Here is a 12,458-nt window from a genome sequence, read left to right as displayed (position 1 = left end):
GAAAGAAAGGATCGCCCATGGCAATCGAGTTTGACGAGAGCCGTCTTACCATCATTGATCACCCCCTCGTACAGCACAAATTGCATATTCTGCGCGACAAGAACACCCCTACAAAGCAGTTCCGTGAGCTTGTTAGCGAGCTAGCAATTTTTGAGGGTTATGAGGCTATGCGCGATTTCCCGCTAGAGGACGTTGAGGTTGAGACTCCGCTTGAAACTGCCGTATGCAAGCGTCTCTCGGGTAAAAAGGTTGCTATTATTCCCATCTTGCGTGCAGGCCTGGGCATGGTCGATGGCATCCTATCCCTTGTCCCCTCTGCTCGCGTTGGCCATGTTGGCATGTACCGTGACCCTGAGACTCACGAGCCACATCAGTACTACTGCAAGTTCCCTCAGGATATCGAGAACCGTACCTGCCTGATAGTGGATCCCATGCTTGCAACCGGTGGCTCACTTACCGCAGCTATTCAGTTCCTACGTGATGCAGGAGTCAAAGATATCCGCGCTTTGACCCTTGTATCGGCTCCAGAGGGCGTCAAGACTGTTCTCGACTTTGACCCTGAGGTTCGTCTGTACACCTGTGCTCTCGATCGCCAGCTCAATGATGCCGCTTACATTCTTCCTGGCCTAGGCGACGCAGGCGACCGCATTTATGGCACCAAGTAAATAAGGCGACAAGCCTTATTGGCCTTTTTTACGCGATTTGGTTTTGAGAAAGCGCAGGATGCCACCACGGCCGTCCTGTGCTTTATCAACCTCAGAGATATGCACATACTTGTCACAAATGGCCTTGGTGCGCAAGTATTCACGGCCGCGCGGGTCGGTGATGGGTACTAGCTCCTCAGGGCTATCGGCAAAATAATGATCGGGACCCTCAGCTATATGGGGATTTGCCAAAACATAGCCACGCATGCAGGTTCCACGCCAGCGGCCAGAGTGCTCGTTGCGCTCGAATTTGCCAAACTCGCAGTCTGTGCAATGCAGCATAAGAAGTCCTGTTCTCGGGTAGCCTACTATTATCTGCGCCCAATCTTGATGATAAGGTAAGCAAGGAATTCATAAAAGAGTTTCAGACTTATGTGATGAAGGCGTAAGTTCGTGCATAGCTCAGATAGAGTACAATTTACGAGAACTATACTGCCGTCTGGTTTGATTTACGGTAAGGAATAGCGCCTTGGAGACATGGAGTGCAGCAGTTGTAGGTGCTATATGTGGCATAGTGGGAGCTCTCCCACAGGCATATCTGTTTGAGCGCGCTATACAACGGCGCGAGAAAGTGAGTATCACTTTAGGGCTACTGAGTGTTATTGTGTCATTTTGTGTATTTGAACTTGCTCTTTTTTTCGTGTGGGTGGTTGCACCAAAACAAGAGCTGAGTTTTGGGATTGCGTTAGTAGCTGCGTATCTCAGTCTTTGGACTGTCGAAGCAGTACGTGCCTGGCAAGATGCCCAAAAGGGCTAAGGGTCGGGTTGGGGAAAGGACTTGCTGTGGAAGTCTTTGATAAGCTGCCAGCGGTTGTAGATGAGCTCGTAAAGAGCTTTGATTCTACGCCGGCTTTTGGCAACCTAGGCTTTGGAATTACTCAGTACTCGTTCTGGTTGTATCTCTCCTGCATTTTGTTGCTTATTTTAATGGCAGTCTTCACTAAAGCTCAGGCAAAATCGCTTGCCCCCAAAGGTAAGTTTGTCAATGGTATGGAACTTCTTATTGAGTTTGTGCGTGATGATCTCTGCATTGGCATGCTTGGTCGTGATAAGTGGCGCAAGCACTTTCCCTATATCGCAACATTGTTTTTCTTTGTTTTGGTAAATGACGTAGTGGGTATTGTGCCTGGTATGCATCCTGGCACTGGTACCATTGGCACTACTGCAGCTCTTGCTCTTGTATCTTTTATTTACTTTATTTGGATGGGCGTGAAAGCCAAGGGTGGCTGGGGTTATTTAAAGAGTCTCGCACCAGAAGGCTTGCCATTGCCCCTAGCTCTTCTTGTGTGGGTTATTGAGATTTTTTCTACTCTCTTGCGTCCCATTACTTTGGCTATTCGTCTGTTCTGCAATATGTACGCAGGCCATATTGTTATGGGTACCTTTGCCGTTTTGGCGTCAATGTTTTTCCAGCCCTTGCTGACAGCTTTTAATCCTGCAAACGCTGCAGGTAGTCTTGCGTCAATTGCGTGGGTACTCGTTCTCATCATTATCTACCTTGTAGAGATGCTAGTCGCAGCCATTCAGGCATATGTCTTTACGCTTTTGACTGCCGTTTATATTAACTCTGCTGAGGAAGGCGACTAGTCACCATTTTTACCGTAAATCGCGGTATAAATTGGCCTTTCGCGGGTATAAGACCCGCTTGGCATAGCGTGTAAGAAAAAAACACGCACGTCTTTCGTAAGTCATAAGGAGGAACCGTGGGAGTTATTGGTTACAGCCTCGGCGTTATTGGTGCCGGTTTGGGCATTGGTCTGGCTGCATTTGGTGCTACGAGCGCAATGGCGCGTCAGCCTGAGGTACAGGGCCGTTTGTTTACCGTATTTATTCTCGCGTCCGCATTTGTCGAGGCTCTGGCTCTGATTGGCTTCGTCGTTACCTTGATTGCTAAATAAGCACAGGGTGACACGGACATTTCGGACGGAGGCTAGCAATATGGATAACAAGACGCCGAAGGGCGCCCGTAAGTTTGCTGCGTTGAGTGTCGCTGCACTGAGTGTAGTTTCGCTTGCAGGTTGCAGCATGCCAGAAAGCGCGAGCATCCTGATCCCCAAGCCTGCGGAATTTATTCCTGCACTCATTGCCTTCCTAGTCATTTGGTTCTTGCTGGCAAAGTTCGCCTGGCCCACAATCATCAAGACCTTGGATGATCGTCAGGCAAAGATCCAAGACGACCTAGATGCTGCTGAGCGCACGCGCGCAGAGGTAGAGCAGGAAAAGCAGGAATATGCTACTCGCGTTGACCAAGCTCAGCGTGAGGCTGGTGAGATTGTTGCTGCGGCAAAGAAGGATGCTGAGTCTGTGCGTTCTGAGGTACTTGCTAAGGCGCAAAAAGAAGCTTCGGGCATTATCGCTAAGTCCCATGAGGCTCTCGAGGGCGAGCGCCGTAAGGCAATGATTGAGCTGTCTGGTTCTGTCGTTGATCTGTCTGTTGAAATTGCAGGCAAGATTATCGGCAATGAGCTTTCTCAAGATCAGCAGCGCGCACTCGCTGAGAAGTATCTGGCAGAAGTGGGAAAGAATAATGACGAAGAGTAGCGACGACAGGCAGAAGGTTGAGGCGTACGCTCGCGCGCTGATTGAAGCAGGTCGCGCAGAGGGTCGTCCCAATGCTGACCTCGTGCAGTGGCTGCATGCAGGAAAGTTCTCACCTGAGGTTCTTGAAGCGCTGGGTGCTATGCACCGCGCAGGTGACTTGGAGCTTATTGATGCTGTCTCCAAGGAATATAAAGAACTCATTGATAGCGGCGATGACACGGTCAACGTTACGGTGACCACAGCAGTTCCTCTCGATGATGAACTGCGTGCCAAGGTTAAGGCTAAGGTTGAAAAGGACCTCGGCTGCCCCATTTACCTCGTTGAGCGAGTAGAGCCTGAGATTTTGGGTGGCATTATTCTCGAGCAGCGTGGCAAGCGTTTTGATGCATCGGTGCGTGCACAACTCACCAGCATCCGCAGGCAGCTCTCAACTACCTTTATCGGAGTTGATGACAATGACAAATAGCATTAGCTCCAGCGAGGTCATGAGTGCCTTGCGTGACAAGCTGGCGCATATTGGTGCAACAGTTGATCTCAATGAGGCCTCTGTTGTTACGTCGGTAGGCGACGGTATTGCTCGTATTGATGGTCTCAAGACTGCTATGGCAGGTGAGCTGCTGGAGTTTACCAGCTCTCGTAGCGCTCACTCGGTCTACGGTCTGGCTCAAAATCTTGATACTGACTCTGTCGGTGCGGTTTTGTTTGGTGAGGTCGACACCATCAAAGAGGGCGATGAGTGCCATACCACTGGTCGTGTTATGGATATTCCTGTAGGACATGCCATGCTTGGTCGTGTGGTGAATCCTTTGGGTCAGCCCATCGACGGGCAAGGTCCCATCAACACGGCACATCGTCGTCCTATTGAGTTTAAGGCGCCGGGCATTATGGAGCGCCAGCCCGTTTGCGAACCTGTGCAGACTGGGCTTATGGCCATCGATGCTATGGTGCCCATTGGACGTGGCCAGCGCGAACTTATCATCGGTGACCGCAAAACGGGCAAGACTGCCATTGCTATTGACGCCATCGTCAATCAGCGCGAGACCGACATGATTTGTATTTACGTCGCAATCGGCCAGAAGGCATCGACTGTCGCCGCCATTCGCGAGGAGCTGGCACAGCGCGGCGTTCTTAACAAGACAATCATTGTCGCTGCTACCGCTGCTGACTCTGCTCCTATGCAATACATTGCCCCTATGGCAGGCGCTGCTATTGGTGAGTACTTCATGTACAACGATGCCAATGGCAATCCTGCTGATGCTGAACATCCCGGCGGACACGTACTTGTTGTCTACGATGACCTGTCAAAGCAGGCGGTGGCATATCGTCAGATGTCCCTGACACTACATCGTCCGCCTGGACGCGAGGCGTATCCGGGCGATATTTTCTACCTGCATTCGCGTCTGCTGGAGCGTGCGGTAAAGATGAGCGACGCCAACGGCGGCGGATCTATGACGGCACTCCCCATCATTGAAACGCAGGAAGGCGATGTCTCTGCTTACATTCCGACCAATGTAATTTCGATTACTGACGGTCAGATTTATCTGCAGTCGAGCCTCTTCTTCCAGGGTCAGCGTCCTGCCGTTGACGTGGGTATTTCGGTGTCCCGCGTTGGTGGTGCCGCACAGCTTGCTGCTATGAAGCAGGTTGCTGGTACGCTGCGTTTGGATTTGGCAAGCTACCGCGAAAAGCAGGCCTTTGCACAGTTTGGCTCTGACCTTGACGCGACGACCCGCTATCAGCTCAACCACGGCGCACACATGATGGAGTTGCTCAAGCAAAAACGCTTTGCAGCCCTTCCTGTTGCCGACCAGGTTATCTCGATTTTTGCTGCCAAGGAAAACTTCCTTGATGACATTGATCTTGAGAACGTCGTAGTGTTCCGTGACGAGCTGGCAAAGTACATGACCGACCGTCATGACAACCTGCGCCGTGAGATCATCAAGGGAAAGATCAGCGACAAGCAAGCAGAGCGTCTCAAGATTCATATTGCGCACTTCAAGGAGAAGTTCCTAGTCAATCATCCCAACCATGAGGAGATTGATGTGGAGAGCATCTCTGAGGATGCACAGGATACCGATGACTCCCAAAAGCAGGGCAAGGCGTAAAGGTAGCTATGGCGAATCTTCGTGAAATATCGCATCGCATGTCCTCCATTAGGAGCACTATGCAGATTACGCGCACGATGGAGATGATCTCCACGGCGCGTATTCAGCGTGCACTTCAAAGAGCTGAGGAAGCAGGACCGTACAAGGATGCAATTACCAATATCCTTGCCAATGTTGCTGCAGCAAGTTCACTGTCTGAATACCCGCTACTCATTCAGCGTCCGCAGGAACAGAGCGTACTCTTTGTCCTGATAGCTTCAGACCGCGGTCTTGCTGGCGGTTTTAATATCGTGCCTCAGCGCGAGGTAGAGCGTGAGATGCAAAAACTTGCCTCTCAGGGCAAGAAAACCAGTGTTATTACTTGTGGTCGCAAGCCTACTGAGTACTTTACCTACCGCAAGATGATTCCCGCACTTTCCTTTGTAGGGATCTCTGCCGAGCCTACACGCGATGAAGCAGAGCGTATTGCTTCCTATGTGATGGATTCTTACAGCTCGGGCAGGGTAGACCGTGTTGTCATCAAGTACTGGCATGCCAAAAACCGCATGGAGCAGGAGCTTGTAACCGAGCAACTGCTGCCCTTGTCGCGCGAGAGTCTCATGATGCCCAACGCGCCACGAGATCCCGAGGCAATGGGGGAGGTAGCGGTAAAACGCTATCCGGACTTTACCTTTGAGCCTTCGGCTTCAGAAGTTTTGGGCTATCTCATTCCTTCTTACATCCGAACGGTGATTTACCATGCGCTTCTCGATTCGGCTGCAGCAGAGCACGGCGCTCGTCGTCGCGCTATGCAGTCGGCCACTGATAACGCAGAGGAAGTTTTGAGTGGTCTCGAGAGGACCTACAACCGCGTGCGCCAGAGTTCAATTACCACTGAGCTCAACGAAATTATCGGTGGTGCAGCCGCATTGGAGGAAAGTGACTAATGTCTATGGAAACTACGAGAGAGCACAGTGCTCTTGAGGATGCTGCGGTTCAGCAGATGTCTCGTACCGCTGGTACAGGCACTATTGTTCGTATCGTCGGCCCTGTCGTAGACGTACAGTTTGGCAATCGTATGCCAAGCATCTATACCGCACTTACGGTTGAAGCCGATACGCCCATGGGTCACATCTCGACTATTCTCGAAGTCGAGTCTCAGTTGCCCAATCATGTCGTGCGCACCGTCGCTATGTCGTCGACTGACGGCTTGCAGCGTGGCGTTAAGGTCAAGGCTACCGGACACCCCATGATGATGCCTGTTGGCCAGTCTACCTTGGGTCGCGTGTGGAATGTCATGGGTCAGCCTGTTGATGGCAAACCCATACCCGATGATGTTGAGTATTATCCTATCCATCATCCCGCACCATCCTTTGACGAACTGACCACCCAGACAGAGATTTTTGAGACGGGTATCAAGGCGATTGACCTGCTTGAGCCCTATGTTCGCGGTGGCAAAACGGGTCTTTTGGGTGGCGCAGGCGTTGGCAAGACTGTTTTGATTCAGGAGCTCATTAACAACCTTGCACAAGAGCATGGTGGCACCTCAGTCTTTACTGGTGTTGGTGAGCGTACTCGTGAGGGTACTGACCTTTATCTTGAGATGAAAGAATCTGGTGTTTTGGAGAAGACCTGCTTGGTCTATGGTCAGATGAACGAGCCGCCTGGAGCGCGTTTGCGTGTTGGCCTGGCCGGTCTAACTACCGCTGAGTACTTCCGCGATAAAGGCCAAGACGTACTGCTTTTTATTGACAACATCTTCCGTTTCTCGCAGGCGGGCTCTGAGGTTTCCGCGTTGCTTGGTCGTATGCCATCTGCTGTTGGTTACCAACCTACGCTGGCTACCGAGATGGGTGATTTGCAAGAGCGCATTACCTCGACACAGCAAGGTTCTATTACCTCTGTTCAGGCCGTCTATGTTCCTGCAGACGACTTGACCGACCCCGCACCTGCAACAACCTTTACCCACCTGGATGCCACGACGGTTCTTTCGCGTTCTATCGCATCTCTGGGCATCTATCCTGCAGTTGATCCTCTTGCAAGTTCTAGCTCTGCGCTGGATGCCAGCATTGTTGGCGAGGAACATTATCGTGTTGCTGTAGCTGTCCAGGAGATTTTGCAGGAATACTCCGACCTGCAGGACATTATTGCCATTTTGGGTATGGACGAACTTTCCGAAGAGCAGCAGCTAGTTGTTGCTCGCGCGCGTAAAATTCAGCAATTCCTGTCTCAGTCCTTCCATGTTGCCGAAAAATTCACAGGTAATGCAGGTGTGTACTGCAGCATTGAAGAAACCGTTCGCTCTTTTGCAGAGATTGTTGATGGCAAGTGCGACGATCTTCCCGAGCAGGCTTTCCGCTATGCAAGCTCGATTGATGATGTGCGCGCTCGTGCCGCCAAGATGGCAGAAAACTCTGTAGCGGGGGAGTAGGACGCCTATGTCTTCTATTACCTGCCAGTTTGTCCGTCCAGACAAACTTCTCTTTGAAGGACACGCCAAGGATTTGACCCTCCTCACCCCTTCGGGTGAGGTAGGTGTCTGGCCTGGGCATGCCGCTGAAATTTGCGCTCTTGGTGACGGTGTGGTGCGCCTGCATCCCGTCGACGAAGAGGGCGGTGGTCAGATGAATGTTATTATTTCGGGTGGCTATGCCGAAATTAGCAATGACACGGTCATCATCTTGGCTGACCACGCGCGTCGCTCGGATGATATTGAACCCGATGTTGTGCGACAGACGCGTCAAAAAGCTTTTGATGCAAAAGAGCAGCTTGCCGCAGATGACCACAGCAATGCGTATTATGACGAAAAGATTAAGTGGTGCAACCTGCTACTGAAGCACGCCGCCTCCTCTGATGCGACTGCTACAGTAGGAGAGTAGTAGCTGACGAAAGAGGGCCTCATGGAAGCAATACAAGTCGAGGGCGGACATCCCCTTAGTGGCGAAGTTATCGTTGAGGGTGCAAAAAACTCCACTCTAAAGCTTATGGCAGCTACCATTTTGGCCTCCGGTGTAACGACACTTACCAATGTGCCTAATATTGCCGATGTGCATGTGATGGGCAAGGTACTCAAGCGTCTCGGTGCTGAGATTGAGGTCGCGGATGAGCATACGCTCCGTATTGATACTTCAGGTGTTGACAAGTGGGAAACACCCTATCAATTAGTAGCTCAGATGCGAGCCTCAACAGCGGTACTTGGCCCTCTTTTGGGTCGTTTTGGCAAGGCAGTGGTTGCCATGCCTGGCGGCTGTAACATTGGCGCTCGTAAAATCGATATGCATATTCTTGGTCTTGAGGCTTTGGGTGTGAGTTTTGATATCGATCACGGCAACATCCATGCTTCAACACCTAATGGCTTGATTGGTTCGACGGTGGCCTTGGAGTTTGCCAGTGTTGGCGCTACCGAAAACCTCATGATGGCGTCGGTGCATGCGCGCGGAACGACTGTTATTGACAATGCCGCTCGCGAGCCTGAGATCGTCGATCTAGCCAATCTTCTTAATGAAATGGGCGCCCACATTAAGGGTGCAGGCACTCCTGTCATTGAGATTACAGGTACCAAAGAAACTCTTCATCCTGTGGAGCATCGTACCGTCGGTGATCGTATTGAAGCTGGTACCTTTATCGGTATGGGTGGGCTGGCTGGCGGTCCTTTAACCGTACGCGGCTTTGACCCTCGGCATCTTGACCTAGTTTTGCGCAAATATGAGCTTATAGGGCTTGATATTGAGCGTCTTTCTGACGGTGTCGTAGTGCGCAAAAATGGTCCTATTAAACCGACGGATATTCAGACCCTACCTTTCCCGGGTTTTCCGACCGATATGCAAGCGCAGACTATGTGCTTATTGGCACTTGCTAATGGCAGCAGTGTTGTAACCGAGAATGTCTTTGAGAATCGCTTTATGTTTGCCAGCGAGTTGCAGCGTATGGGTGCTGATATTGTTATCAAGGGCCATCATGCTATTGTGCATGGCGTTTCGCGTTTCTCGGGAGCCGAGGTAAAGGCCCCTGATCTTCGCGGTGGTGCCGCACTTGTTATGGCTGGTCTTGTTGCTGACGGCTATACCACGGTTACCGATGTGCATCATATCGATCGAGGCTATGAAGGCTTTGTTCCCAAGCTCACCTCGGTTGGCGCCGTCATTCGCCGTGTTGATTTGCCCGATCCCAGTTTTGATAGCGAGTAATCTCTATCCGCTTGACCGTTCACGGGTATTGTGATGTTTGGCAAACCGCTTCAGTGGGTAAAGTTAGCCTCAACTGATGTCGAATGAAGGGTTTTACATATGACTACAAAGTCAGGCAAGGTCAACACTCACGGTGCTGATAGCCTTTCTATGTCGAGTGAGGACTACCTCGAATCTATCTACAGGCTAAGTCAGACAAGCGATAAGCCCGATCAGGGTGTTCACTCGGTGGATGTTGCCGATCAGCTGAATGTTTCCAAAGCAAGTGTTAACAAAGCGTTGACCGCCTTGAGAGAAGCTGGCATGGTCGAGCAGGTACGCTATGGTCGTATCGAGCTTACGCCCCAGGGTCGCGAGTATGGTCGTGATATCTGGCGTCGTCACCTTACGCTGCGTGCTTTCCTTGAGCAAGAGTTAGGTGTCGACCACGAGACGGCAAACGATGAAGCTTGTCTCATGGAGCACGATCTTTCTGCAGACACTATGGATCGCTGGGTCAGTTACCTAGAGAAGAAGGGCGTTTCTCTCAATATCGAGTCGTAGCTCGTAGGGGTACTCTCGCGCTCTGCTTTATACATAAAGAAATCTGCTAGAAAATGCAGCACAAACGAAAGGATTCTGTTATGAAGGCCGTCATCCCTGCCGCAGGTCTTGGCACCCGTTTTCTTCCGGCTACCAAGGCGCTGCCCAAGGAGCTTCTTCCTGTGCTTGATAAACCTGTTATTCAGTACGTAGTAGAAGAGGCATTGGCGCCTTCTGCAGTTGATGGTGTTGTAATCGTTAACTCTCATGAAAAACCGCAGATAAACGAGTACTTTTCGGTGGATAAGCATTTTGAGGAATATCTTCGCGCGCATGGTAAAAGTAAAGAAGCAGAGCTTGTTCATGAAGCAGGCGCTCTACCGGTAAGTTTTGCGTATCAAGATGATCCGCGCGGTCTGGGTCATGCGGTACTTTGTGCTGCTCCTGAGACAGGCGATGAGTCTTTCTTTGTTCTGCTTGGCGACTATTTTGTGCCCGAAAAGCAGATGTGTGTACATATGCAGGAAGTATCTGAGGCTCATGGCGGTGCTTCTGTCATTGCGGTTGCGCCTGTGCCCGCCGATCAGGTGAGCCGCTATGGCATTATCGCTGGCGAGCGTGTTGAGAGCCTTTCTGGTATTGAGGGCGCAGCCGACGAGGAACCTGGCGCTGTCTGGAAGGTTAGTGGTCTGGTAGAAAAGCCTAGCCCAGAAGATGCTCCTTCCCATCTCTTTATTGTTGGTCGCTACCTGTTGTCTGCCCGGGTGATGGAGCTTTTGCGCACTCAAGGTCCTGGTGCTGGTGGTGAGATTCAGCTTACCGATGCAATGGCACGTCTTCTTGAAGAAGAAGAAATGTACGCTGTTGTAGTAGATCCCAACGAAGGCTGTGATACTGGTACTCCCGCTGCTTGGGCTGCTACCAATGCCCGTATGGCGCTTGCTAATCCCGCGATCCGTGACGCCTTCATTGAGGGTCTCGGCGGAGCTAGGGTCTAAGGGGCAGAATTATGCCCGTCATTAGGTTTGCTCCCTCCGGTTGGCAGGGGCGCTTTGACGGAGACTTTAGCGAAGCCAATGTCACGCGTGTCGCTGGAGCTATTGGTGCAATTTGGTCTCAGCGCTATGGTGACGCCCGTGTGTATGTGGGCTACGACAGGCGTTACCACGCCGAGTCATTTGCACTGCTTATAGGCAAGGCACTTGCGGCTTTTGGACTACAGCCACAGGTGTCCCTTGGCGCCTGTCCTTTGCCGGCTGTTGAATGGGCTGCGGCAAACGATAGCCATGCTGCGGGTGCACTAATGGTTACAGCTTCTGAGAGTCCCTGTGAATACGGCGGCATTATTGCTCGCGGTAAAGATGGCGGTCCCGTGACCTCTGCATTTGCGCGTGAAGTTGAGAGGCGTGTACTGGCGAATCCTCTTCCCACCTATGGTGAGGTTGAGCGAGCTGATTTAGTAAAACCTTATCTTGATAATCTTTTGTCCTACTTTGACACTGATCTGATTCGCTCAGCGCAGTTAAGGATTGTGCTTGACCCCATGTATGGTGCAGCATCTGGGGTTTTATACAGCGCGCTTGAAACGATGGGCTGCTCGGTTACTGAGATTCATGGGGACCGGCGTGAAGATTTTGATGGCTTGCATCCCAAACCTGTAGAGCCTTGGGTAGATGAGTGCGAGCAGCTGGTTATCTGTCAGCACGCGGATGTGGGTTTTGTGCTTGATGGTGATGGCGATCGTGCATCGCTTATTGACGAAAAGGGAAGGCTGATTGTTGCACACAATCTTGCTCCCTTAATCTTGAGTTATCTCGTTGAATACCATGGACTACGTGGCCGTGTGGTTACAACGTTGGCGAGTTCTATGCGTACTGTTTCACAAGCAAAGCGCCTTGGTTTAGAAGTTACTCAAGTGCCCGTAGGTTTTGATCGCCTTTATGCTGAAGTGCGCCAGGGTGATGTTGTAATGGCTGCAGAGGAATACGGTGGCATCTGCATACCAGCACATCTGTATGAACGAGATGGCCTTTTGAGTTGTCTTTTGGTGTTGGAGCTTTTGGCACAGGAGAAGCGTCCTCTATCCGAACTTGTAGATGAGCTTTCCGAGCGTTTGGGTTCAATGTCATATATACGGCGTGATTTACGCCTGGATTCTGCCGCATCCCAAACTCTGCGCAATCTGCTTCCGGGACTCAACCCGCCTACTCTGGCGGGAATGGAACCGATATCGGTCAATCATGCTGAGGGACTGCGCGTGCAGTTCAAAAATGGCTCTTGGGCGATGTTGCGTCCATCTCGATCAGGCTCCTACGTGCGCGTTTATGCCGAAGCGGCAAATGCTGAGGCCCGTGATGCGCTTATTGAGGCCATGTCACAGCTTGCAAAACACCCCCATATATGGAAACACCATGGAGAGT

14 protein-coding genes are annotated in these 12,458 nt (G+C 51.3%); 13 read left to right on the top strand and 1 reads right to left on the bottom strand.

What is annotated here, in order from left to right:
* Positions 1-17 precede the first annotated feature (17 nt).
* Complete coding sequence (gene upp / locus HMPREF9069_RS05765) at positions 18-665, top strand: uracil phosphoribosyltransferase (RefSeq protein WP_198009730.1); 648 nt, start codon at positions 18-20, stop codon at positions 663-665.
* 15 nt (positions 666-680) lie between these two features.
* Here the strand turns inward: upp and HMPREF9069_RS05760 are convergent, their stop codons facing one another.
* Positions 681-986 carry a hypothetical protein gene (locus HMPREF9069_RS05760; RefSeq protein ID WP_021626239.1) on the bottom strand — a complete coding sequence of 102 codons (306 nt, stop codon included), beginning with the start codon at positions 984-986 and terminating at the stop codon, positions 681-683.
* A 501-nt stretch (positions 987-1,487) separates the two neighbouring features.
* Between HMPREF9069_RS05760 and atpB the strand changes: the two genes are divergently transcribed.
* The 12 genes from atpB to HMPREF9069_RS05695 all read left to right on the top strand — a co-directional run.
* Positions 1,488-2,291, top strand: a complete 804-nt coding sequence (gene atpB, locus HMPREF9069_RS05750) for a F0F1 ATP synthase subunit A (RefSeq protein WP_035438632.1) — start codon at positions 1,488-1,490, stop codon at positions 2,289-2,291.
* Between the two features lie 116 nt (positions 2,292-2,407).
* The gene (locus HMPREF9069_RS05745) at positions 2,408-2,602 is read left to right on the top strand and encodes an ATP synthase subunit C-like protein (protein ID WP_021626236.1); all 195 of its coding nucleotides are present in this window, start codon (positions 2,408-2,410) and stop codon (positions 2,600-2,602) included.
* A 40-nt stretch (positions 2,603-2,642) separates the two neighbouring features.
* On the top strand, positions 2,643-3,245 hold the full coding sequence (gene atpF / locus HMPREF9069_RS05740) for a F0F1 ATP synthase subunit B (protein ID WP_021626235.1): 603 nt from the start codon (positions 2,643-2,645) through the stop codon (positions 3,243-3,245).
* Positions 3,232-3,711: a F0F1 ATP synthase subunit delta gene (locus HMPREF9069_RS05735; protein WP_021626234.1), complete on the top strand. Its 480-nt coding sequence runs from the start codon at positions 3,232-3,234 to the stop codon at positions 3,709-3,711. Before atpF ends, HMPREF9069_RS05735 begins: the two co-directional genes overlap by 14 nt.
* Positions 3,701-5,350, top strand: a complete 1,650-nt coding sequence (atpA, locus tag HMPREF9069_RS05730) for a F0F1 ATP synthase subunit alpha (RefSeq protein ID WP_021626233.1) — start codon at positions 3,701-3,703, stop codon at positions 5,348-5,350. The genes HMPREF9069_RS05735 and atpA overlap by 11 nt, the downstream gene beginning before the upstream one ends.
* A gap of 8 nt (positions 5,351-5,358) precedes the next feature.
* Positions 5,359-6,276, top strand: coding sequence for an ATP synthase F1 subunit gamma (gene atpG, locus HMPREF9069_RS05725; RefSeq protein ID WP_035438631.1), 918 nt, complete (start codon positions 5,359-5,361; stop codon positions 6,274-6,276).
* A 5-nt stretch (positions 6,277-6,281) separates the two neighbouring features.
* Entirely contained in the window at positions 6,282-7,760 is a 1,479-nt protein-coding gene (gene atpD, locus HMPREF9069_RS05720; protein WP_035438642.1) for a F0F1 ATP synthase subunit beta, read from the top strand.
* Positions 7,761-7,767: 7 nt separating this feature from the next.
* The gene (atpC, locus tag HMPREF9069_RS05715) at positions 7,768-8,208 is read left to right on the top strand and encodes an ATP synthase F1 subunit epsilon (protein WP_021626230.1); all 441 of its coding nucleotides are present in this window, start codon (positions 7,768-7,770) and stop codon (positions 8,206-8,208) included.
* A 21-nt stretch (positions 8,209-8,229) separates the two neighbouring features.
* On the top strand, positions 8,230-9,516 hold the full coding sequence (gene murA / locus HMPREF9069_RS05710) for a UDP-N-acetylglucosamine 1-carboxyvinyltransferase (protein WP_021626229.1): 1,287 nt from the start codon (positions 8,230-8,232) through the stop codon (positions 9,514-9,516).
* Positions 9,517-9,615: 99 nt separating this feature from the next.
* Complete coding sequence (locus tag HMPREF9069_RS05705; RefSeq protein WP_021626228.1) at positions 9,616-10,059, top strand: metal-dependent transcriptional regulator; 444 nt, start codon at positions 9,616-9,618, stop codon at positions 10,057-10,059.
* An 80-nt stretch (positions 10,060-10,139) separates the two neighbouring features.
* Positions 10,140-11,036, top strand: coding sequence for a UTP--glucose-1-phosphate uridylyltransferase (locus tag HMPREF9069_RS05700; protein WP_035438630.1), 897 nt, complete (start codon positions 10,140-10,142; stop codon positions 11,034-11,036).
* 11 nt (positions 11,037-11,047) lie between these two features.
* A partial coding sequence (locus tag HMPREF9069_RS05695; RefSeq protein WP_021626226.1) for a phosphohexomutase domain-containing protein occupies positions 11,048-12,458 on the top strand: 1,411 nt, incomplete at its 3' end.

Origin of the sequence: Atopobium sp. oral taxon 810 str. F0209, assembly GCF_000466405.1 — a bacterium.
GTDB lineage: Bacteria > Actinomycetota > Coriobacteriia > Coriobacteriales > Atopobiaceae > Olegusella.
The sequence above is the reverse complement of the archived record's forward strand: the minus strand, read 5'-3'. Positions and strand labels throughout refer to the sequence as shown.